This is a genomic window from Roseovarius sp. 217 (genome assembly GCF_000152845.1).
In the GTDB taxonomy this organism is placed as follows: Bacteria; Pseudomonadota; Alphaproteobacteria; order Rhodobacterales; family Rhodobacteraceae; genus Roseovarius.
This window is the reverse complement of record NZ_CH902584.1, coordinates 1,581,013-1,602,914: the sequence shown is the minus strand read 5'-3', so window position 1 is coordinate 1,602,914 and position 21,902 is coordinate 1,581,013. Positions and strand designations below refer to the sequence as shown.

Annotated in this window: 25 protein-coding genes; 7 read left to right on the top strand and 18 right to left on the bottom strand. The window is 62.4% G+C overall.

Annotated elements, in window-relative coordinates; translation table 11 throughout:
- The first annotated feature begins 112 nt into the window (after positions 1–112).
- Positions 113–400 carry an HU family DNA-binding protein gene (locus tag ROS217_RS07625; RefSeq protein WP_009817125.1) on the top strand — a complete coding sequence of 96 codons (288 nt, stop codon included), beginning with the start codon at positions 113–115 and terminating at the stop codon, positions 398–400.
- Between the two features lie 131 nt (positions 401–531).
- Here ROS217_RS07625 and ROS217_RS07620 read toward each other — a convergent pair whose 3' ends face one another.
- Both ROS217_RS07620 and ROS217_RS07615 read right to left on the bottom strand, forming a co-directional pair.
- Positions 532–1,515: an NAD(P)H-quinone oxidoreductase gene (locus ROS217_RS07620; RefSeq protein WP_009817124.1), complete on the bottom strand. Its 984-nt coding sequence runs from the start codon at positions 1,513–1,515 to the stop codon at positions 532–534.
- A 16-nt stretch (positions 1,516–1,531) separates the two neighbouring features.
- Positions 1,532–2,221 (bottom strand): COQ9 family protein, encoded by a 690-nt coding sequence (locus tag ROS217_RS07615; RefSeq protein WP_009817123.1) that lies wholly within the window; start codon positions 2,219–2,221, stop codon positions 1,532–1,534.
- A 106-nt stretch (positions 2,222–2,327) separates the two neighbouring features.
- Here ROS217_RS07615 and rpsU point away from each other — a divergent pair, with 106 nt between their 5' ends.
- On the top strand, positions 2,328–2,534 hold the full coding sequence (gene rpsU / locus ROS217_RS07610; RefSeq protein WP_008207378.1) for a 30S ribosomal protein S21: 207 nt from the start codon (positions 2,328–2,330) through the stop codon (positions 2,532–2,534).
- Between the two features lie 198 nt (positions 2,535–2,732).
- Here rpsU and ROS217_RS07605 read toward each other — a convergent pair whose 3' ends face one another.
- The 8 genes from ROS217_RS07605 to ROS217_RS07570 form a co-directional block, all read right to left on the bottom strand.
- Positions 2,733–2,921, bottom strand: a complete 189-nt coding sequence (locus ROS217_RS07605) for a hypothetical protein (RefSeq protein WP_009817122.1) — start codon at positions 2,919–2,921, stop codon at positions 2,733–2,735.
- 105 nt (positions 2,922–3,026) lie between these two features.
- Positions 3,027–3,746, bottom strand: a complete 720-nt coding sequence (locus ROS217_RS07600; RefSeq protein ID WP_009817121.1) for a gamma-glutamyl-gamma-aminobutyrate hydrolase family protein — start codon at positions 3,744–3,746, stop codon at positions 3,027–3,029.
- A complete protein-coding gene (locus ROS217_RS07595; protein WP_009817120.1) occupies positions 3,743–4,696 on the bottom strand; it encodes an amidoligase family protein in 954 nt (317 codons plus the stop codon). Before ROS217_RS07595 ends, ROS217_RS07600 begins: the two co-directional genes overlap by 4 nt.
- Before the next feature lie 4 nt (positions 4,697–4,700).
- On the bottom strand, positions 4,701–5,879 hold the full coding sequence (gene rlmN / locus ROS217_RS07590; protein ID WP_009817119.1) for a 23S rRNA (adenine(2503)-C(2))-methyltransferase RlmN: 1,179 nt from the start codon (positions 5,877–5,879) through the stop codon (positions 4,701–4,703).
- Between the two features lie 115 nt (positions 5,880–5,994).
- Entirely contained in the window at positions 5,995–6,963 is a 969-nt protein-coding gene (gene speB, locus ROS217_RS07585; RefSeq protein WP_009817118.1) for an agmatinase, read from the bottom strand.
- Positions 6,960–7,709 (bottom strand): C40 family peptidase, encoded by a 750-nt coding sequence (locus tag ROS217_RS07580; RefSeq protein WP_009817117.1) that lies wholly within the window; start codon positions 7,707–7,709, stop codon positions 6,960–6,962. Before ROS217_RS07580 ends, speB begins: the two co-directional genes overlap by 4 nt.
- A complete protein-coding gene (locus ROS217_RS07575) occupies positions 7,706–9,085 on the bottom strand; it encodes a leucyl aminopeptidase family protein (protein ID WP_009817116.1) in 1,380 nt (459 codons plus the stop codon). The genes ROS217_RS07580 and ROS217_RS07575 overlap by 4 nt, the downstream gene beginning before the upstream one ends.
- Before the next feature lie 80 nt (positions 9,086–9,165).
- A complete protein-coding gene (locus ROS217_RS07570) occupies positions 9,166–9,546 on the bottom strand; it encodes a hypothetical protein (RefSeq protein WP_009817115.1) in 381 nt (126 codons plus the stop codon).
- A 157-nt stretch (positions 9,547–9,703) separates the two neighbouring features.
- On the opposite strand from ROS217_RS07570, the gene ROS217_RS07565 reads away from it, so the two are divergent.
- Positions 9,704–10,354, top strand: a complete 651-nt coding sequence (locus ROS217_RS07565; RefSeq protein WP_009817114.1) for a carbonic anhydrase — start codon at positions 9,704–9,706, stop codon at positions 10,352–10,354.
- Between the two features lie 111 nt (positions 10,355–10,465).
- Here ROS217_RS07565 and ROS217_RS07560 read toward each other — a convergent pair whose 3' ends face one another.
- From ROS217_RS07560 to ROS217_RS07525, 8 genes are all read right to left on the bottom strand, one after another.
- On the bottom strand, positions 10,466–12,664 hold the full coding sequence (locus ROS217_RS07560) for a 3-hydroxyacyl-CoA dehydrogenase NAD-binding domain-containing protein (RefSeq protein WP_040651215.1): 2,199 nt from the start codon (positions 12,662–12,664) through the stop codon (positions 10,466–10,468).
- A 15-nt stretch (positions 12,665–12,679) separates the two neighbouring features.
- Positions 12,680–13,891 carry an acetyl-CoA C-acetyltransferase gene (locus ROS217_RS07555; protein WP_009817112.1) on the bottom strand — a complete coding sequence of 404 codons (1,212 nt, stop codon included), beginning with the start codon at positions 13,889–13,891 and terminating at the stop codon, positions 12,680–12,682.
- Between the two features lie 15 nt (positions 13,892–13,906).
- Positions 13,907–14,542 (bottom strand): glutathione S-transferase family protein, encoded by a 636-nt coding sequence (locus tag ROS217_RS07550; RefSeq protein WP_009817111.1) that lies wholly within the window; start codon positions 14,540–14,542, stop codon positions 13,907–13,909.
- Between the two features lie 286 nt (positions 14,543–14,828).
- The gene (locus tag ROS217_RS07545; protein ID WP_009817110.1) at positions 14,829–15,962 is read right to left on the bottom strand and encodes an acyl-CoA dehydrogenase family protein; all 1,134 of its coding nucleotides are present in this window, start codon (positions 15,960–15,962) and stop codon (positions 14,829–14,831) included.
- A 25-nt stretch (positions 15,963–15,987) separates the two neighbouring features.
- Positions 15,988–16,200, bottom strand: coding sequence for a hypothetical protein (locus ROS217_RS07540; RefSeq protein ID WP_009817109.1), 213 nt, complete (start codon positions 16,198–16,200; stop codon positions 15,988–15,990).
- A 27-nt stretch (positions 16,201–16,227) separates the two neighbouring features.
- Positions 16,228–18,006 (bottom strand): acyl-CoA dehydrogenase C-terminal domain-containing protein, encoded by a 1,779-nt coding sequence (locus ROS217_RS07535; RefSeq protein WP_040650435.1) that lies wholly within the window; start codon positions 18,004–18,006, stop codon positions 16,228–16,230.
- 34 nt (positions 18,007–18,040) lie between these two features.
- Positions 18,041–18,442, bottom strand: a complete 402-nt coding sequence (locus ROS217_RS07530) for a MerR family transcriptional regulator (RefSeq protein ID WP_009817107.1) — start codon at positions 18,440–18,442, stop codon at positions 18,041–18,043.
- A gap of 171 nt (positions 18,443–18,613) precedes the next feature.
- Positions 18,614–18,982: a MerR family transcriptional regulator gene (locus ROS217_RS07525; protein WP_009817106.1), complete on the bottom strand. Its 369-nt coding sequence runs from the start codon at positions 18,980–18,982 to the stop codon at positions 18,614–18,616.
- A 119-nt stretch (positions 18,983–19,101) separates the two neighbouring features.
- Here ROS217_RS07525 and ROS217_RS07520 point away from each other — a divergent pair, with 119 nt between their 5' ends.
- The 4 genes from ROS217_RS07520 to arfB all read left to right on the top strand — a co-directional run bounded on the left by ROS217_RS07520 (position 19,102) and on the right by arfB (position 21,857).
- Positions 19,102–19,524 (top strand): PaaI family thioesterase, encoded by a 423-nt coding sequence (locus ROS217_RS07520; RefSeq protein WP_009817105.1) that lies wholly within the window; start codon positions 19,102–19,104, stop codon positions 19,522–19,524.
- Positions 19,524–20,033 carry a PaaI family thioesterase gene (locus tag ROS217_RS07515; protein ID WP_009817104.1) on the top strand — a complete coding sequence of 170 codons (510 nt, stop codon included), beginning with the start codon at positions 19,524–19,526 and terminating at the stop codon, positions 20,031–20,033. Before ROS217_RS07520 ends, ROS217_RS07515 begins: the two co-directional genes overlap by 1 nt.
- Entirely contained in the window at positions 20,026–21,342 is a 1,317-nt protein-coding gene (locus ROS217_RS07510; RefSeq protein ID WP_009817103.1) for an MATE family efflux transporter, read from the top strand. Before ROS217_RS07515 ends, ROS217_RS07510 begins: the two co-directional genes overlap by 8 nt.
- Positions 21,343–21,434: 92 nt before the next feature.
- Complete coding sequence (arfB, locus tag ROS217_RS07505) at positions 21,435–21,857, top strand: alternative ribosome rescue aminoacyl-tRNA hydrolase ArfB (protein WP_040651213.1); 423 nt, start codon at positions 21,435–21,437, stop codon at positions 21,855–21,857.
- Positions 21,858–21,902 lie beyond the last annotated feature (45 nt).

The window sequence follows — 21,902 nt, the reverse complement described above, 5'->3', positions numbered from 1 at the left end:
AATCCGCCGAAAGCGCTTGCTTTTGCCCACTAGGCGTTGTGTTTAACCACATCATAGCGTTAAATCACGCGCATGAGGCCCAAGAGAAGGGCAGTTGCAAGGAGACCATAAAATGGCAAAACCCATGACCAAGACCCAACTCGTGGCCGCACTGGCCGATGAAATGGGCAGTGACAAGAAGACCGCAGGCGCGGCGCTGGATTCGGTGATTGCGATCATCACCCGCGAAGTTTCCGCCGGTGGTGCCGTGACCCTGCCGGGCATTGGCAAGATCTATTGCCGCGAGCGCCCCGAGCGCATGGTGCGCAATCCCGCCACCGGCGAGCAGATGAAGAAAGAGGCCGACAAGGTGGTGAAGATGACCATCGCCAAGGCACTCAAGGACAGCGTGAACGGCTGATCCCCGGACCTGCTGGAGCGATACCGCTTACCGAGAGCAGAGCAAGATCACACCAAGATCATAAGGGCCGCCCAAAGGGCGGCTTTTTACTTTGTACCGTGATGACGAGTGTCCCGCGCCGCGTGATCCGGTCAGGCGACCTTGAGGACGATCTTGCCGATATGGCCGCTCGATTCCATGCGGGCATGCGCGGCGGCGGCCTCGGTCAGCGGAAACTCGGAATCCATGACCGGGGCAATGCGGCCTGCCTCGAGCAGTGGCCAGACATGGGCGCGCAAGGCCTCGGCAATCCGCGCCTTGGCGAGATCGCTTTGCGGACGCAGGGTGCTGCCGGTGATCGTCAGGCGGCGCATCATCACCTGAGAGAAATTCAGCTCGATCTTGGGGCCTTGGAGGAATGCGATCTGCACGAGGCGGCCATCATCGGCAAGCGCCTTGACGTTGCGGGGCAGGTAATCGCCGCCGACCATGTCGAGGATGAGATCTGCGCCACCCTCGGCGGATAGCACCTCGGTGAAATCCTCGTCGTGGTAGTTGATCGCGCGTTCGGCACCCAATTCCTCGCAGACGCGGCATTTCTCGGCGCTGCCTGCCGTGGTAAAGACCCGTGCGCCGAAGGTGTGGGCGAGTTGAATGGCCGTGGTGCCGATGCCGGAAGATCCGCCATGCACCAGAAAGCGCTCGCCCGCCCTGAGCCCGCCGCGCTGAAAGACGTTGGACCAGACGGTAAAGAAGGTTTCTGGCAGGCAGGCGGCCTGTTTGAGGCTGAGGCCATGAGGCACGGGCAGGCAATGTGCGGCGGGCGTGGCCACATAGTCGGCATAGCCGCCGCCGGGCAAGAGAGCGCAGACCTGATCGCCAAGCGCCCAATCGCTGACGCCCGCACCGAGCGCCACGATTTCCCCCGCCCCCTCTAGCCCCGGAAGGTCAGAGGCGGTCGGCGGCGGCGCATAGAGACCGGCGCGTTGCAGGGCATCGGGGCGATTAACGCCAGCATAGGCCAGCCGGATCACCACCTCGCCCGCGCGGGGCGTAGGGATGGGACGCGTGGTGGGTTGCAATACCTCGGGGCCACCGGCCTGTGTGATTTCAACGGCCTGCATTGTCTTGGTCATCCTTGGTCCTTTGTCGTTATGTCGGTCGGTTCCAGCGCCCTGGCATGCCTGTTTGCTGCGCGCTCTGTGGCGCGCGGATGCGGCTCAGAAAGCTGAGCGGGCCGGCCATGAGACCCGACACCAGCCGGTTGTCGCGCGCCTGCGCCTTGAGCTTTTCGATCTGCATCACACCCTCGATGCGGCGATCCAGAAACTCCCATGTGCGACTGTGCCCATCGCTGTCATCCCCCAGCCAATAGAGCACAGTCGCGCCATAGACACCCGAGAGCGTCGCGCGTTTGGTATACCAATTCACATCGTCGGATGTATCGCCAAGCGCGGTCCAGATGTGATCGGCGGTTTGCCAGAGGGCGCGTGCGCCATCGGCGGCATAGGGTGGCAACGAAAAGAGGGTCATGCCCCGGCGCACAAGTTCACGATCTTCAACCGCCTCAAGCCGGGCGCGCACGGCAAAGGCCACGCGGTCGCGAAAACGCAGGGTGCCCAGATCGGTCTCGGCCAGTCGTTTGAGCATCGCGGCATCGCCCGCCGCGTGATAGGCCAGCACCAGATCCACCGCACCGCGTGGGCAGATGGCGGACACAAGCGCCGGAGAGATCCCGGCATCCTCGGCGGCGAGGCGCAGGGTGGTTTCGCTCCAGCCGTCAAAGGGCACATGCAGGGCTGCGGCCTCGAGCAGACGGGTCATAAGATCAGGTTCGGACATCAGCGATCCTCCTTGCGGCGCACCCTAGACAAATCCGGGGCGCTTTGCTATACGGCGCCTTCCTGCAATCTATTGCAACTTTAACTTAGGAAGGTGGTGACACCACATGCAGGTTAGTGTTCGCGACAACAATGTCGATCAGGCGCTCCGCGCTCTGAAGAAAAAACTGCAGCGCGAAGGCGTTTTTCGTGAAATGAAGCTCAAGCAACATTTCGAGAAACCGTCCGAGAAAAAAGCGCGCGAGAAGGCCGAAGCGATTCGCCGTGCCCGGAAACTGGCGCGCAAGAAAGCGCAGCGCGAAGGCATGCTCTAAGGTCTCTTGGAGCACTCTCCGCAGAATTTTGCGGCACGAGGCATCTATCCCGAAAGATCGGACACCGATTTTAGGATCAGATAGGCGTTACTTTGACGACCCCCGGGCGGATGCTTCGGGGGTTTGTCGTTTTGGGGGCTTGCCCCCGTCGCTCCAAAGGGCACCCCCTAGAGTATTTCAGCCAAGAAGAACCCGCGATCAGCTGAGTTGGCAGAGCGGCGCGTTTTGGCGAATCGAGGTGACAAAGCGGCCTTCGGAGGTGTCACGGATCGCATAGCCATAGCCGCGCAGGCGGTGTTTCCATTCACGCTCGGACACCGCGAGGTGACGCTCTCGCAGGACGAGATTGCGGATTTCTGTGGTGCTGTCGGTCTGGGTCAGGTTCATTGTTTCTATCCCTGTTGAAATTTGCCTCTAACGATAGGGATAGGTGGCGGATGTGGCGGTAATCGTGCCGGATTATGGCGAGGCCGGGGAATTGTCTGGGCAGGGTCAACGCGCCGCAGCATCCACGCCGGGCAGTTGCGCAGCATCGTCGCGGCGCGAGCAGGCAGCGGCGATCAGGGCGCGAAAAATACCCATTTGCCGATGCGCATAGAAGAGATGCTCGGGGTGCCATTGCACGCCCAAGGCAAAGGGCTCTGTCACGCGTTCGATGGCCTGAATCATGCCGCCGCTGTCGCGCGCGGCGATGCGCAAGCCCGCTCCCAAGCGGTCCACCGCCTGGGTGTGCAGGGCGTTCACCTTCATCGGTTGCGTGCCGGCAAGTTTGGCCAGACGGGTGCCGGATTCTATGTGCACGGTCTTGCGCGGGAGCACGGTGCGGATGTGATCGCTGGCCTTATAGGTTTCATAGGCGTCCTGATGCAGCGTGCCGCCGAGCGCAATGTTGAGCATCTGACTGCCGCGACAAATCCCCAGAACCGGCTTGGCATGCTCGAACGCCGCCAGCACCAGCCCGCGCTCCAGAGCGTCGCGGTCGGGGTCAAGCCGCGCGGATGTCACCAGCCGTCCGCCATAGAGATCCGGCGATATGTCATCGCCGCCGCCGATGATAAGCCCGTCCACGGCTGTGATGTCTGCCGCGCGCCCGGTCTGCCAACGCTGTGCCTGCCCGCCTGCCAGCCACACATTCAGGGCAATGAGCGGAAAGATGCGCCAGCCCGAGCGGCGCGAGACAGTGACCCCGATCACCGGGCGGCGAGTGGTCATGCGCGGTCCAGCCCCGCCGATTGGAGAATACGACCGGCGCGATTGGCCCAACTTTGACGGGAGAGCGTCAGCAGGCCGTGATCATCCAGCCATGCCTGTGACAAGCGGGTGAGTAGGGCGGCATTGCTGGCGACCCGTTCGACGATCAGCCAGCGCTGCCATTCCTCGGCAATGGACCAGTCGGCTTCGTCTATCCGGCAGTCGGGCAGGCGAAAATGAAACGTCGGGCGGGCAGAGGTTTTGTCAGAGATGGCGGCTCTGACCCGGTCCGCGTCGAAATGCGCGAAGATCGGCAGCATATCCAGGCCACGATTCCGGCTGGGTGTGAGTTCGAGATAGAGCCCTGTCACGTGGTCACGGCTGGCACCCGGTCCGGCCTTGATCAGCGCGCGGACGAAATCTATCGGGTAGGGATCGGTGAAGGGCAAGAGGCGGCGGGCCTCGTCGATCGGGTTGGTGGCGCGCAGCCAGTCCTCGATCAATGCATAGGCCAGCAGGGGGCGGATCGTGTCCGCGTCGGCCTCGCTGGCTATCTCGACGTTGAGATGCAGGCCAAAGCCAAAGAACCAGCCAGCGCCGCTGCCCAAGGCCCCCGCAGCCCGCAGGGCATTGCGCAGATCGTCCAGGCGGGCGAGGCGCTTGAGATCGAGCGGTTCGGTGACGATTTCCACCGGGACGACCTCGCGCCCCAGATCAAGGGCCATGTCGCGCAGTTTGCTTTTCTGGGCATTGCGCAGAAAGATATCGAGGTAAACGTCGATCTGGCCGATCTCGCTATTCTCGACGCGCCAGATATGGCTGTCCGTTTGGGACGCGCTGCCAGTCAGCGTTGCCGCGCAGAGGTGCGCCACTTGCGCTTCGGGCAGACCGCCAAGCTCGATCTCGACGCCGATGAGTCGGGGATCGCCCTTGGCGTTCAGCGGTTGCGGCAAAGGGGCAAAGGCGGTCATGGGCTTAATGCCCTGCCTCGGCCTCGATCTGAGCGCGGGATTTGCGGGCGCGTTCGGTGGCGGATTTCAACTGACCGCAGGCGGCCATGATATCCTCGCCACGCGGCGTGCGGATCGGGCTGGCGTAACCGGCCTTGTAGATGATGTCGGCAAAGCGCTGAATCCGGTCCCGGTCGCTGCGCTCATAGGGGCTTCCGGGCCATTCGTTGAAGGGGATGAGATTGATCTTGGCCGGAATGCCCTTGATCAGTTGCACGAGGCGGCGGGCGTCGGCATCGCTGTCATTCACATCCTTGAGCATCACATATTCAAAGGTGATCCGCTCGGAATTCGAGAGGCGCGGGTAGTCGCGCAGCGTATCCAGGAGCGTCGCGATGTTCCATTTCTTGTTGATCGGCACGAGCGCGTCGCGCACTGCGTCGGTGGTGGCGTGAAAGCTGACAGCCAGCAAACAGCCGATTTCCTGCGCGGTCTTGGCAATCTCGGGCACGACACCGGAGGTGGAGAGCGTGATGCGCCGACGCGAGAGGGAAATCCCCTCGCCATCCATGGCGATCTTCATCGCGTCGCGGACGTTGTCGAAATTATAAAGCGGCTCGCCCATGCCCATCAGGACGATATTGCTGATCAGGCGCGGGCGCTCACCCACCGGTTCACCGGGGCGCGGCCATTCATTGAGATCATCGCGCGCCAGCATCACCTGACCGATGATTTCTCCGGCGGTCAGGTTGCGGACCAGTTTCTGCGTGCCGGTGTGGCAAAAGGAGCAGGTCAGCGTGCAGCCCACCTGAGAGGAAATGCAGAGCGTGCCGCGATCGGTTTCGGGGATGTAGACCACCTCGACCTCATGGCCGCCGGCGATCCGCACCAGGTATTTGCGGGTGCCATCGGTGCTGACCTGTTTGCTGACCACCTCGGGAATGGTCACCACGAAGTTTTCGGCCAGTTGGGCGCGATAGGCCTTGGCCAGATTGGTCATGGCATGAAAATCGCGCACGCCCCATTGATAGATCCATTGCCAGATCTGATTGACCCGCATCTTGGCCTGCTTTTCAGGCGTGCCATGCGCGATCAGAGCCTCGCGCAGCGCGTCGCGCGTGAGACCGACAAGGTTCACCGGCCCGTCGGGCAGCTTGCGGGGGATGGTCAGCACATCCTGTGTAATCGGCGCTGTTTGGGTCATGGGCCTGTCGCGGTTCGGGCTGGGATATGATCCCATATAGGATTCGCAGGCGGATTCCAAAGGGTTTGGCGGAGGATACCGCCAAACCGCTGTTGCTAGGCAACAGGGTGGACCCTCAGACCTTGGCGTGCAGCCGTGCCATGACGCAGAGCAGTTCGAACATGATCGACGCACCCAGAAACGCTGTGCCGCCAGAGGCGTCAAACGGCGGCGACACCTCGACCAGATCGGCGCCGATAATGTTGACGCCTTCCAGCCCGCGCACGACCTGCAACGCCTGATAGCTGTTGGGGCCGCCCACTTCGGGCGTGCCGGTGCCGGGAGCAAAGGTGGGGTCAACAAAGTCAATGTCATAGCTGACATAGGTGTCACCGCTGCCTGCAATCTCGCGGGCTTCGGCCATCACATCCTCGGGGCCGCGGGCGTGGAATTCCTCGATCAGGATCAGGCGGATGCCCTCGGCCGCGGCGAAATCGCGATCCTCGGTGTCATACATGGTGCCACGCAGGCCGATCATCACGACACGTTTGGGATCAAGCAGCCCTTCCTCGACTGCGCGGCGGAAGGGGGTGCCGTGGGTATACATCGTGCCACCAAAGTACGAATGATAGAGGTCGGTGTGGCTGTCGAAATGGATCATGCCGACGGGCGCGCGGCGGGCCAGAGACCGCAGTACCGGCAGGGTCGTAAGGTGATCGCCGCCTGCTGTGAGCGGGATGATCCCCGCGCCTGTCACCCCGTCGTAGAAGTCGGTGATCCGGGCGAGGCTGTCCATGATATCGGCTGGGTTTGGCCCGACATCCCCCAGATCGGCACAATTCACCGCCTCGAACGGGCGCATGCCAGAGGTCGGATGCTGCGCGCGGATCATGGTCGAGGCGTCGCGCAATTGGCGGGGGCCATGACGCGGGCCGGGGCGGTTGGTGGTGCCGCTATCCCAGGGCACGCCGATCAGGCCGATTTGAACATCCTGGTAACGCTCATGCCCGTTGGGCACATAGGGCAGCCGCATGAAGGTGGGCACACCGGCAAAGCGCGGCAGCTCAAACCCGGAGATGGGGTGAAAGAAGGGATCGGAGGTCATGACAGTCCTTTCAGGCGTTTGCGAGAGGTGACGGGGCCGTCCCCCTGTGCGGTGATCCGGGCTATGGCCTCGACGATGGGTTCAAAGGCCACGGCCATGTGATGCGCGTTGGCGTGCAGCAGCGTATCGGGGTCAGACACCCATGCGACATGACCGCGCCAAAAGAGAAGGTCGCCGCGTTGGAGGGGGGCGGAGTCGGGGAGATGTTCTCCCAAGCCTTGCTCTTGCGGGCCGCTGTCACCGGGGCAGGCGATGCCGCAGGCGAGGCAGGCCGCCTGCACCAGTCCCGAACAATCAATGCCAAAGCTGGAGTTTCCGCCCCAGAGATAGGGCGTGCCAAGGAAGGTTTCTGCAACAGTGACAGGATCAGGGTCGAGCGTCCCAAGCGGCGTCAGATGGGCGCGTGGGACGTATCCCTGCGGCGTCTCGGCAAAGCGGCCCTGTTCCGAGAGCACCTGAAGCCGCGCGCCGTGGCTGAGGCTGAACCGCTCGCGGGTCTTGAAATCCGGCGCGGGGTAGAGATGTGTGGCGCGGGCGCTGACGCGGTGGGTAGGGCTGCCGTCGGTCAGTGCGGTATCGGGTAGAAACCCCCGATAGCCGTCGCGGGTGGCTGTAACCTCTGCCCAACCATCGGCAATCGACTGCACCGTGACGCCCTCTCCCATCAAAAGTTGCCGGTCGCGCGGGCCGTCAGGGCTGCGCAATAGGTCAACGAGAGGCAGGGCAATCAGGCGGATTTCGCTCACAATCCCAACACCTCTGGCAGCGCCTCCAAAAGCGCGCGCGCGCCCATGCCGACACCGCCCTTGGGGCGGGCGGGAGCGGCGGAGGGGGTCCAGCCGTAGATGTCGAAATGGCTGTAATTGAGCCCGCCTACGAAGCGGCGCAGAAAGAGCGCGGCGGTGATCGAGCCAGCAAAACCGCCAGAGGGCGCGTTGTCGAGATCGGCAATGCCCGGCTCGATCATCGCCTCATAGGGGGTGTGAAACGGCAAGCGCCAAACCGGGTCAGCAACGCGCGTGGCGGCGCCCTCCAGTGCCGAAGCAAAGCGGGGATCGTCGGTGTAATAGGGCGAAAGATCAGGGCCAAGGGCCACGCGGGCGGCCCCGGTGAGGGTGGCCATGGAGATCATCAGATCGGGTGCATCCTCGGCCCCATAGGATAGCGCATCGGCCAGCACCAGCCGCCCCTCGGCATCGGTGTTGTTGACCTCGACCGTCAGCCCATTGCGCGCGGTCAGGATGTCGCCGGGGCGAAACGCATTGCCCGCGACCGCGTTTTCCACCGCCGGGATCAGCACACGCAATTGCACGGGCAGGCCAAGCGCCATGATCATATGCGCAAGGCCCAGAACCGTGGCGGCCCCGCCCATGTCCTTTTTCATCAGGCCCATGGAGGAGCCGGGCTTGAGATTGAGCCCGCCGGTGTCGAAACAGACCCCCTTGCCCACAAGGGTCAGTTTCGGGCCGCTCTGGCCCCACCGCATGTCCATGAGGCGCGGAGGCACGGCAGAGGCGCGCCCGACGGTGTGGATCAGCGGAAAGTTCTGGGCAAGCAGATCCTCGCCCCGCACGCAGGTCATGCGCGCGCCCTGTTGATCGGCGATGGCGGCACAAGCGGCCTCGAGCGCATCGGGGCCAAGATCATTGGCGGGGGTGTTGATGAGGTCGCGGGTCAGCGCCTCGCCGGCCGCGATGATTTCCAGCCGTGCGGCATCGACGCCCTCGGGCGCGATGAGCCGCGCCTTGGCCGGGGTCTGGTCGCGGTAGCGCTCATAGGCGTAATGCGACAAGAGCCAGCCCAGCGCCTCGGTCTCGGCCTGATCCTCGGGCAGGCCTTGGACGCGGTAGGTGCCCGCAGGCAAGGCGGCGGCGATTCCGGCCAGATGAAACCGCCCCCGTGCGCGCGACGCATCCGAGCCGTAGCCGCCCAGCGCCATGGCAATCGCGCCTGCCCTGTCCGGCACAATGAGGGTGCGGCCAAGTGCGCCGGTGAACCCCATCGCGCGCACCCATGTGGTGACCTCGGGCGTTTGTCCGGACAGCCATGCGTCAAGGTTAGGCTCGGCCACCAGATGCAGTGGAATGGCAGGTGTGTCGGGGGCAGCGAATCTGAGGTTCATTTGGGCAGACCTTTTGGCGGCGTTATTGCGCGCCAGCCTAGCCACGATTGCGCCGCCTGCAACCCGTCAATTCATGCGGTTCAAAGCGGCGGGTCGGACATATCCCATATCTCGCAGAGCGAACGCTCGCCAATTCGCAAGAGGCGCGCAAAGGTGGCGGCAAGCGCAGTCGTGTCGCCGGCATCAATGCAGCGGGTCACATCCCTGGCCACCTGCACCAAAAGCTGCATGCCGATCTGGTCGGCGATGGCGATCAGGCTGCGCGCGCATTTGCGCAGATCGTCCCTGCGGCCCGCGCTGTAGAGCCGGCCGGCATGCGTGAGCCGTGCCGCCAGTTCCTCGAGCGCGCGACAGACCACATCTTCGGCATTCGTCTCGCCGAGTTGGACATAGAGCGTCTCGAGCCGTTGGGCATCAAGCCGCACCTGTTCCTCTTGTTTCAGCAATGTCACCTGTTCCACGGCTCACCCACAGTCCCTTGATCCATCAGCCCCCACGGCGCGCGCAGATTGGCCCTTGGCTGGTTCTCAAATGGTTTCCATGGTCGCAATTTATCGCTCGAATTCGAGGCGAATCCGGACTATCTACCAAACGATTGCCACAAGCCCGGGAGAGACCATGGAACACGCCCGCCCCCTGCCCGCCTATCTGGTACACCGTTTTCATGGCTGGAAGGCCACGAGCTATGCCGAGAACCAGTCGTGGTATCGGCATCTGGCACAGCAGGGGCAGCACCCCCGTGCCATGGTGATTTCCTGCTGTGACAGCCGCGTCCATGTCACCTCGATCTTTGGTGCGGATCAGGGAGAGTTCTTTATTCACCGAAATATCGCCAATCTGGTGCCGCCCTATGAGACCGATGGCGGTCAACATGGCACCTCGGCAGCGGTGGAATATGCCGTGACCGCGCTCAAGGTGGCGCATGTCATCGTGATCGGCCACTCCGCCTGTGGTGGCGTCAAGGGCTGTATGGAAATGTGCTCGGGCCATGCGCCGGAACTGGAAAAACAGACAAGCTTTGTCGGGCGGTGGCTGGATATCCTGCGGCCCGGCTACGAGCGGGTCAAGGATATGGCCGATGCAGAGCATCAGATGACGGCACTCGAAAAGCAGGCGGTGGTGATTTCGCTGGAGAACCTCATGACATTTCCGTTTGTCGCCAAGGCAGTCTCTGATGGCACGCTAACGCTGCACGGGCTCTGGCACGAGATCGGCTCGGGTGCGCTGGAGCAATTTAGCGGCAATCAGGATGCCTTTTTGCCGCTCTGAGCGCAGTGCCTCACCCTCGCCTGTGGGATCGGCCAACGAAAAGATATGAGTATTTGATCCAAGAAAAAGCCCGGCGCGCACGAACAAGGCGCGCCGGGTTCTGTTTTATGGTCAGGCTGCGGCCGCCTGACCGCCAAAGCGCCCATAGAAGCTCTGGGTATTGTCCGCCATCTCGCGCAGCAGTTTGGGTGTCGTGAAACGCGGGCCAAATTTCTCGGCCAACTGATCGCACCGCTCTGCGGCATAGGGCGTGCCGATGATGTCGAGCCAGGCAAACGGCCCGCCCGACCAAGGCGCAAAGCCCCAGGCCAGGATCGCGCCCACGTCGCCCTCGCGGATATCCTCGAGAACACCCTCTTCTAGGGCGCGCACCGCCTCGAGCACTTGCGCGAACATCAGACGCTGCTGAACCTCGTGCAAGTCGGGTTGTTCGGCGGCGCGGGGGTATTGCGTGGCAAGCCCCGGCCAATACCCCAGACGCTTGCCCTTGTCGTCATAGTCAAAGAACCCGGCCTTGGATTTGCGGCCCAGACGCCCCTCGCCTTCCATGTAAAAGATCACCTCATCGACCGCGGCATCCGGATAGGCGTCGCCCATCGCCGCCTTGGTGGCGCGGGCGATCTTGGCACCGAGGTCAATCGAGGTCTCATCGACCAGTTGCAGCGGTCCCACCGGGAAACCAAGCTGGCGCGCGGCATTGTCGATGAGCGCGGGCGCGATGCCCTCGGCCACCATGCGCAGACCCTCGTTGATATAGGGGATGATGCAGCGGTTGCAGTAGAAGAACCGCGCGTCATTGACCACAATCGGCGTCTTGCGGATTTGCCGGACATAGTCGAGCGCCTTGGCAACGGCGCGGGGGCCGGTTTTGTGACCCTTGATGATCTCGACCAGCATCATCTTTTCCACCGGCGAGAAGAAGTGGATGCCGATGAAATTCTCAGGATTGTCAGACGCCTTGGCCAGTTCAGAAATCGGCAGGGTCGAGGTGTTGGTGGCAAAGATGCAGTCCTTGTCCACCACCTTGAGCACCTCTCTGGTGACTTGGGCCTTGACCTTCGGGTCCTCGAACACCGCCTCTATGATGAGATCGCAGCCCTTGAGCGCCGCGTAATCCGTGGTGGCGGTGATGAGATCGAGCGTTGCCGCCTTCTTCTCAGCCGTGGCCTTGCCACGTTTGATGCCCTGATCCATGAAATCGGCGGTGTAGGACTTGCCCTTGTCCGCCGCCTCTTGTTTCTGGTCGATCAGCACCACCTGCATGCCCGCCATGGCGGAGACGAGCGCGATACCCGCCCCCATCATGCCGGCCCCCATGACGCCTACTTTCTTCACGCGCTGATCGGGCACGTCGGGACGGTTCGCGCCTTTTTCCAGCGCTTCCTTGTTGATGAAGAGCGAGCGGATCATCGCACTGGAGCTTGGGTTCATCAGCACGTTGACGAACCAGCGCGCCTCGATCTTGAGGGCGGTGTCGAAGGGCACGAGCGCGCCTTCATAGACCGCTGACAAGAGCGCCTTGGCCGCCGGAAAGGCACCTTGGGTTTTGCCATTGACCATGGCCGAAGCCCCGACAAAGGTCATGAAGCCCGCCGGGTGATAGGGCGCGCCGCCGGGCATTTTATAGCCCTTGTCATCCCAGGGTTTGACGATCACGGGGTTGCTCAGCACCCACTCGCGGGCCTTTTCGATCAGTTGATCGGCCGGCACCACCTCATCCACCACACCGGCGGCTTTGGCTTTTTTCGGATCATTGAGCTTGCCTTCGAGCAGGAGCGGCGAGGCGGCCATCGCGCCCAGCTTGCGCACAAGGCGTGTCGTGCCGCCTGCGCCTGGGAAAATCCCCACCATGATCTCGGGCAGGCCGATCTTGGCCGACGGATTGTCCGCGGCAAAGATGCGGTGACAGGCGAGCGGGATCTCAAGCCCGATGCCAAGCGCCGTGCCGGGGAGAGCCGCCGCAATCGGCTTGCCACCCTTGTTGGTCTTGGGGTCCATGCCGGCGCGCTCGATCTTGCGCAGGATGGCATGCATCCACATCACCCCATCAAAGAGCCCCTTGGCGGGATTTTCGCCCGCATCATCGCGCATCTTGGCGATGATGTTGAGGTCCATGCCGCCCGCAAACGAGCCGGGTTTGCCGGAGGTGAGGATCACACCCTTGACGGCCTCATCAGCCAGCGCGTCGTCAATCAGCGTCTCGAGGTCGAGAAAGCCTTGGGTGTTCATCACATTCATGGACTTGCCCTGCGTGTCCCAGGTGATGATCGCGACGCCGTCGGCGCCTTTTTCCATCGTGAAATCAGTCATCTTGGTCATCTCCTCTTACACGCGTTCGATGATGGTGGCGGCACCCATGCCGGAGGCGATGCAGAGCGTGGCAAGGCCGGTGCCCTTGCCCGTGCGCTCCAACTCATCCAGCAGTGTGCCGATGATGATGGCCCCCGTGGCCCCCAGCGGGTGGCCCATGGCGATGGACCCACCGTTCACGTTGACAAGACTCGGGTCGACATTGAACGCCTGCTGAAAGCGCAGGACCACCGATGCAAAGGCCTCGTTCACCTCAAAGAGGTCAATGTCAGAGATCGACATGCCGCTGTCGGCGAGGATTTTCTGCGTGGCGGGCACGGGACCGGTCAGCATGATCGTCGGATCGGTGCCGATCTTGCAGGTCTGGCGAATGCGGGCGCGCGGCTTGAGTCCCCATTTCTCGCCGAATGCCTTGGAGCCGATCAAGACGCCTGCTGCGCCATCGACGATACCAGAGGAATTGCCGGCGTGGTGGATATGGTTGATCCGCTCCAGATGTGGATATTTCATCCTGGCCACGACATCAAAGCCCGGCATCACCTCGCCCATCGCCTGAAACGCCGGGGTGAGCGCACCCAGTGTCTGCATGTCGGTGCCAGGGCGCATGTATTCGTCATGGTCGAGAATGGTCAGGCCGTTCTGATCCTGCACCTCGATGATGGAGTTCGCGAACCGCTTGTCATCCCAGGCCGCCTTGGCCCGGCGCTGCGATTCCACGGCGAGCGCGTCCGCCTCATCGCGGCTAAAGCCGTATTCGGTGGCGATGATATCCGCCGAAATGCCCTGCGGCACGAAATAGGTGTCCATCGCAATCGACGGGTCCACGGCAATCGCCGCCCCGTCGCTGCCCATGGCGACGCGGCCCATCATCTCGACCCCGCCCGCGATATAGGCCTCACCAGCGCCACCCTTGATCTGGTTGGCGGCGAGGTTCACCGCCTCCATGCCAGAGGCGCAAAAGCGGTTGATGGCGAGGCCGGGGATGCTCTCATCGAGATCAGAGGCGAGCACGGCAGTCCGCGCAAGGCAGCCGCCCTGCTCCATCACCTGCGTGACATTGCCCCAGATTACGTCCTCGACGGCGTGACCATCGAGTCCGTTGCGGGATTTCAGCGCGTTCAGCACCTGCGCCGAGAGGCGCGCGGCCGTCACCTCGTGCAGCGCGCCATCCTTGCGGCCCTTGCCACGCGGGGTGCGCAGGGTGTCGTAGATATAAGCATCAGACATATCGGTCTCCTTCGTTCAAGCGCGGTCAGCGGGGCTGCCGGGCATCAGGTCATAGGGGTGTTTCCAGCCGGGCGTGGCGCTGACATTGTTCAGCCACCGGTCGATATTGGGCCACTCGGCGCGGTCAAAGCCGAAGGGTTCGGGGTAATAGAGATACCCACAGCAGCTCATATCCGCATTGGTCATGGCCTCGCCCACGATCCAGTCGCGCCCCGCAAGATGCGTGTCGAGCGTCGTGTAGGCGGCCTTGAGCCGGGCTTGGGTGAAGGGGATCACAGCCTCAGGGCGCTTATCCTCGGGCAGAAAGTTGATCAGGAAACGGGTCATGCCGCCCGGACTGCTGAGCTTGTGGTTGTCCCAGAACATCCAGCGCATCACCTCGCGCGCCTCTTCCGGCGTGGTCCCACCGAATTTGCCAGTCTTCTCGGTGATATACATCTGCATGACACCCGATTGTGTCAGGGTCACGTCGCCATCGACCAGCACCGGCACCTCGCCCATGACATTGACCTCGCGGAACGCGGGCTGCCGCGTCTCGCCGCCGAAGAAATCGACAAAAACCGGCGTCCAGTCGAGACCGGAAAGCTCGAGGGCCAGCGCCGCCTTGTAGGCATTGCCGCTCTCGCCAAAGCAGTAGAGTTTGATCGTCATGTGTTGGGTTCCTGTTGCGATGTCGAATTTGAGTATTTTTGGCAAGATGAAGCCGATCCGGATTTACCCTGTATTAACTGAGATGTGGCTTGATCGGCGATGCGGTACAGGCTGGAGAGCCGATGACCGCGCAAGGTGAAGCCCTGTTCCGGTGACTGATGCCAAATGGCCTGCGCGCCGGGCAGGGTGCACCTGCGCTTTTCATCTTGCCGCAAATACTCCACGGGGGTCCGGGGGTGTGAGACCCCCGGTTCCGACCCTGCACTGCGGACCACCGCTCCGACCCTCACAGCGCCCTCGCGATCAGCTCTTTCATGATCTCGTTGGTGCCACCATAGATGCGCTGCACGCGGGCATCGGCCCACATCTCGGCGATGTCATATTCCTGCATGTAGCCATAGCCGCCATGCAGTTGCAGGCAATCATCCAGCACCTCGCCTTGGCTGTCGGTCAGCCAGTATTTCGCCATCGCAGCCTTTTCCACGCTGAGGTCGCCGCGCATGTGTTCCGTGATGCACGCATCGAGAAAGGCGCGGCAGACGGCGGTTTTGGTCTGGCATTCGGCCAGTTTGAAGCGGGTGTTCTGAAATTGCAGGATCGGGCCGCCAAAGGCCTCGCGTTCCTTGCAATAGGTGATGGTGCGTTCCACCGCGCCCTCCATCGCGCCCTGCGCGCCGCAGGCGATGATCAGGCGCTCTTGCGGCAGTTGCTGCATCATCTGGTAGAAGCCGCGCCCCTCTTCGCCGCCGAGAATGTTCTCGGGTGGGATTTCGATATTGTCGAAGAAAAGCTCCGAGGTATCGCCCGCGTGCATCCCGACCTTTTCGAGATTGCGCCCGCGTGTGAACCCCTGCGCGGCCTCTGTTTCCACAACCACCAAGGAGATGCCCTTGGCCCCTTCCTTGGGGTCGGTCTTGGCCGCAACGATGATCAGTTCGGCGTGCTGACCGTTGGTGATAAAGGTCTTTTGCCCCGAAAGACGATAGGCGTTGCCGTCGCGCACGGCGCGGGTCTTGATGCCCTGCACATCCGACCCGGCGGCGGGCTCGGTCATGGCGAGCGCGCCGACCATCTCGCCCGAGACCATCTTGGGCAGCCATTTCCGTTTTTGCGCCTCAGACCCATAGGCGAGGATATAATGTGCGACGATACCGGAATGAATGGGATTGCCCCAGCTTGCCAGATTGGCGCGGCCCTGTTCCATGCAGATCACCGCCTCATGACCGAAATCGCCGCCTGCGCCGCCATATTCCTCGGGGATGGAGGGGCAGAGCAGGCCCAGGGCACCCGCCTCAAGCCAGCAGTCGCGGTCCATGATGCCCGCCTTGCGCCAGCGGGCGAAATGCGGCCGCCATTCATCGGTGATGAACTTGGCGGTCATGTCCGAGAGCATCTGATGCTCGTCTGTCATCCACGTCATGGCCGGGCCTCCCTTCCCCGCGGTTTCAGCGTTTGCGCGCGTCCAACTCTGAATTGAAGAGCCTGAGGCGATGCGCAAAGGTTTCCTCGTTGATCACGCTGTCGAAATTCTCGAAGAGGAAGGACAGCGCCTCGCCCTCGTCCAGCCCCGAGTCCTGCGCAAACCGGCGCAGGCGGCGGTAGCCATCCTCGGTCATCGCCGCGTTGAAGCGGCGCGTGAGGCGAAAGCGTTTCGGCATCTGTCCCTCCTCCCTTGCGGTGTCTCCTCAGAACGCCTCGGCCTCGAGCGCCATGACCGTATCCGCGCCGCTCTCGATACGTGCCAGATGCAGGGCGGTCGCGGGTAGGCGGCGCTTCATGTAGAAGCGGCCCGTTGCCAGCTTGGTCTTGTAGAACGCCTCATCTGAAGTGCCCGCCTCCAGCGCCGCATGGGCCGATTTCGCCATCCGTGCCCACATCAACCCCAGGCAGACATGACCAAAGAGGTGCATGAAGTCATAGGAGCCGGACAGCGCCGCGTTGGGGTTCTTCATCCCGTTCTGCATGAAGAACATGGCCGAGGCTTGCAGGTCCTTGGAGGCCGCTTTGAGCGGATCGAGGAAATCGGACTTGAGCGCGTCGTTGCCCTCGTTTTCCTTGAGGAAGGTCTTGACCAGATCGAAGAAGGCCATGACATGCTTGCCGCCATCCTGTGCCAGCTTGCGGCCCACCAGATCGAGCGCCTGCACGCCGTTGGCGCCTTCGTAGATCATGGCGATGCGGGCGTCGCGGGTGAATTGCGACATGCCCCATTCCTCGATATAGCCATGCCCGCCGTAGACCTGCTGCGCCAGCACGGTCATGTCATAGCCTTCGTCGGTGAGAAAGCCCTTGATCACCGGCGTCATCAGCGAAATCAGCCCCTCGGCGGCGGCGTCATCGCCGCGATGCGAGCGGTCGATGAGTTCCGCACCCCAGAGCATGAAGGCGCGCGCGCCCTCGATAAAGCTCTTTTGATCCATCAGCGAGCGGCGGATGTCGGGATGCACGATCAACGGGTCAGCGGGGCCGTTGGGGTTTTCCGCGCCGGTCACGGCGCGGCCCTGAAGCCGGTCCTTGGCATAGGCGAGCGCGTTCTGATAGGCGACCTCGGCCTGTGCCAGCCCTTGCATGCCCACACCGATCCGGGCCTCGTTCATCATGGTGAACATGGCGCGCATGCCCTTGTGCTCTTCGCCCAAGAGCCAGCCGGTGGCCCCGTCATAGTTCATCACGCAGGTGGAATTGCCGTGAATGCCCATTTTCTCTTCGATCTTGCCGCAGGTCACGCCATTGCGGTCGCCAAGGCTGCCATCCTCCTTGACGATGAACTTGGGCACGATGAAGAGCGACACGCCTTTGATCCCCTCGGGGCCACCGGGGATTTTGGCCAGCACCAGATGGATGATGTTGTCGGCCATGTCATGCTCGCCGGACGAGATAAAGATCTTCTGTCCGGTGATCTTGTAGCTGCCGTCACCCTGCGGTTCGGCTTTGGAGCGCATGAGGCCCAGATCGGTGCCGCAATGCGGCTCGGTCAGGTTCATGGTGCCGGTCCACTCGCAATTGGCCATTTTCGGCAAATAGGTGGCCTTTTGATCGTCGGTGCCATGCACGAGGATCGCAGAGGCCGCGCCATGGGTCAGCCCCTGATACATGGTAAAGGCCTGATTGGCGGCCGAGAACATTTCGCCCACTGCCGTGCCGAGGATATAGGGCATGTATTGCCCGCCGAATTCTTCGGGCAGATCGAGGGCCGTCCAGCCGCCGGCTTTCATCTGCTCAAAGGCCTCTTTGAAGCCCTTGGGCGTGCGCACCACGCCGTTTTCCAAGACGCAACCCTCGGTATCGCCCACGGCGTTGAGCGGCATCAGCACCTCGGAGGCAATCTTGCCCGCCTCTTCCAGAACGGCCTTGGTAAAGTCAGGCTCGAGCTCGGCATAGCCGGGCGTTGTCTGTTCGGACACGTTCAGAACCTCGTGCAGCACGAATTGCATGTCACGGGTGGGGGCGGTGTAGCTTGGCATATGTCTCTCTCCCTAAAACAGGTGCCGGACCGGATTACTCGGCGGCTTTTTGGCTGGTCTTGATCGAGGCCAGCATACGCTCGCCCCATGTCATCTGTTCGCGCAGCTCAGAGATTGCAGCCTCCAGCTCGTCGCGCTGTTTCTCCATTTCGGCCAGACGCGTCCGCGCCACAGCATAGGCGCCAGCAATCTGGCTGTGTTGCTGATCCCCCTTGTCGTAGAGATCGAGCAACTGTCGCAGGTCTTCGAGGCTGAACCCGAAACGCTTGCCGCGTTGGATCAGTTTCAGCCGGGCCCGGTCGCGCCGGGTAAAGAGCCGCTTTTGCCCGACCCGTCGGGGCGAGAGCAGCTCCTTGGCCTCGTAGAAGCGCAGTGTGCGCGGCGTTACCTCGAACACGTCGCACATCTGGCGGATTGTCATCATATCGTCGGTCATTGGTTTACCCATATCAGAGCACATTTACCGACAATCTGCGGATCATGGGCCATGGTTACAACAGCCAGGCGGCTTTACGTAACCGCTACGTCGCGTCACTTTGAAGTTGACGTAAGATAAGGCAAGGTAAGCGCGTCCCGTGGGAAATTTTCTTTCCCTTGCGTCAGCCTTTCAGGACAGGCTGGACGCGGTGTCGTCACGCAACTTCTTCAATTCGGCCATCGCGTCGTCAATTTGACGACGCTGTTCGGCCAGTTCTGCAAGCTGCCGGTCGGCTAGGGCAATCCAGCTCTGCATCTGCGCAGTCGTGCCCTCTTTCTCGTAAATGAGAAGCCATTGCCGGATCTCTTCCAGCGCAAAACCGAATTTGCGACCGCGCAGGATCAGGGTCATGCGCGCGCATTCGCGCGGGCCGTACCAGCGTGCCCGCCCGTCACGTTCAGGCTGCAACAGTTCGATGTATTCGTAATAGCGCAGGGTGCGCGGCGTGACATCATATGTCGCGCACATTTCCTTGAAGGACAGTTTTTTATCCGACATGGGCAGGCCCCCTCGCTCTCTTGACGTTAGGACCAAGATGCGGCCCATGCAACCGGTGCTCTTGCAGCTTGTGCGGATTAGGGATCATAAAGGGCGCATCACGATCCGCGGGGAATAGCATGACCGACGCAAGGACCAAGATCGCACAGCAATTCATGCAGGCCCTACCGCATGCCCGCGCGCTTGGGATGCGGTTGGTGACGATGGGCGACGGTGAGGCCGAGATCGAGATGGATTACGATCCACGCTTTGTCGGCGACCCCGAGACCGGGGTTATTCACGGCGGCGCGGTTTCGGCGTTGATGGATACCTGTTGCGGGGCGGCGGCGATGAGCCATCCGGCCTCGCCCGGCGGCACGGCGACGATTGATCTGCGCATCGACTATATGCGTCCGGCGACGCCGGGGCAGCGGGTCCGCGCGCATGCGGAATGCTATCATATCACGCGCTCTGTGGCGTTTGTGCGGGCGCGTGCGATGGATGACGACGACGCGCGGCCTGTGGCGACGGCCACCGGCACCTTTACCGTGGAGGGCAAATGATGGCCCGCGCCCGTCCCGAACCTGTGCAGGTGGTCAAACAGCGGCGTGATGCGGCGCTCAAGGCGCTGGTCGAGGGGGTGCCCTATATCGGCTTTCTCGGGGTGCAGTTTGATCGGCGCGGCGATGAGTTGACGGCCTTGATGCCGTTTGCGGACAAGCTGATCGGCAATCCGATGCTGCCCGCGCTACATGGCGGGGCGACGGCAGCGTTTTTAGAGATCACGGCAATCATTGGTTTGAGCTGGGGTATGCTCTGGGAAGAGATCGAAAGCGGCGCGTTCGATCCTGAGACGGTGGTCGGAGGCAAGCTGCCGAGATTACCTAAAACCATTGATTTTACAGTGGATTATCTGCGCTCTGGCCTGCCGCGCGATGCCTATGCGCGGGCGCAGGTCAACCGCTCTGGCCGCCGCTATGCCTCTGTGCATGTCGAGGCGTGGCAGGACAATCGCAGCCGTCCCTTTGCCCAAGCCACGGGGCATTTCCTGATGCCGCGTCGCGATGGCTGAGGTCGCGCGGGCGGTCACGCATGCCCGTGTCCTGAAAATCGCCCTTCCCATTGTAATTTCCAACGCCACAGTGCCGATCCTTGGCGCGGTGGATACTGGCGTCGTGGGACAGTTGGGGACCGCCGCGCCGATTGGCGCGGTGGGCATTGGCGCGGTCATAATTACCGGAATTTATTGGCTTTTCGGCTTTCTGCGGATGGGCACCACGGGCCTGACCAGTCAGGCGCAGGGGGCAGGACAAGTGGGCGAGGTGGCCGCGCTATTGACGCGCGCGCTGATGATCGGATTCGCAGGCGGGCTGGCATTGATCATCCTGCAAGTGCCTGTTTTCTGGGCCGCTTTTCAGCTTTCACCGGCGAGCGAAGAGGTCGAGGGCCTTGCGCGGCAGTATATGGCGATCCGGGTCTGGAGCGCACCGGCGATGATTGCGCTGTTCGGCATGACCGGATGGCTCATCGCGCAAGAGCGCACGCGGGCGGTTTTGCTTTTGCAACTGGTGATGAACGGGATAAATATCCTTTTGGATCTGTGGTTTGTGCTGGGCCTCGACTGGGGTGTCGCCGGTGTTGCACGGGCGACGGTGATCGCCGAATGGGGCGGTCTGATGCTTGGGTTCTGGTTCTGCCGCGATGCGTTTGCGGTGCCAGCGTGGTGTGACTGGCCCCGGGTATTTGACCGGGAACGGCTGAAGAACATGGCCTCGGTCAATGGCGACATCCTGCTCAGGTCATTGATGTTGCAGATTATTTTCATCTCGTTCCTGTTCTGGGGCAGCGATTTTGGCGATGTCACGCTGGCGGCAAATCAGGTGCTTTTGCAGTTCCTGAGTATCACCTCGCATGCGTTGGACGGGTTCGCCTTTGCCGCCGAGGCGCTGGTGGGCCGGGCGTTTGGGGCGCGCTCTGTTGCGCATCTGCGGCGGGGGGCGCTCTTGACGAGTGTCTGGGGCTTGGTCGTCTGTGTGGCCCTCGCGGTCGTCTTTGCCAGCTTTGGCGGGGCGTTGATTGACCTGATGGCCAAGGCACCGGAGGTGCAGCAAGAGGCCCGTAACTATCTGATTTATATGGCGCTTGCGCCAATTCTTGGGCTGGCTTCCTATATGCTTGATGGGGTCTTTATCGGCGCCACGCGCACCCGCGACATGCGCAACATGATGGCGCTGAGCCTCTTGGTCTATATCGGTGCGGCACTGTTGCTCGCTCCCACAATGGGCAATCACGGGCTATGGCTGGCGCTCTTGATCAGTTTCGTGGCGCGGGGCATCACGCTGGGTCTGCGCTATCCGGCGCTGGAGCGGGCGGCGGCCTAGTGTACAGGATGTCCATTGTGGACGCGGGTTGTGTACAGGTTCGCAATCCCGCCGGGATGCTGTATCAAGGGCAGAGTTTTGAGGCCGGAACCATGCTGCATATCACCGATCAGATCGCCATCGAGGACTGGGAATTGACCGAGCAGTTCATGCGCGCCTCGGGGCCGGGTGGGCAGAACGTCAACAAGGTGTCGAGTGCTGTCGAATTGCGGTTCGAGGCCGAGCGGTCGCCCAACTTGCCCGCGCCGGTCAAGACGCGGCTAAGGCGTCTGGCCGGGCGGCGCTGGACCAAGGAGGGGGCGGTCGTGCTGCAATGCGATGAGACCCGCAGCCAAACCCGTAATCGGGAAATCGTGCGGGACCGTCTGGCCGATCTCATTCGCCAAGCCTCGGTCGCGCCCAAACGGCGCGTGGCGACCAAACCGACACTGGGATCGAAGAAACGCCGCCTTGCTGCCAAGAAGCAGCGCGGCGAGGTCAAGGCGCTGCGCGGTCAGGTGGAGGGCGAGGACTGAGCCTAAGGGCGACAGTGCTAGAACCGGCGCGACGTTGGGCTTGAC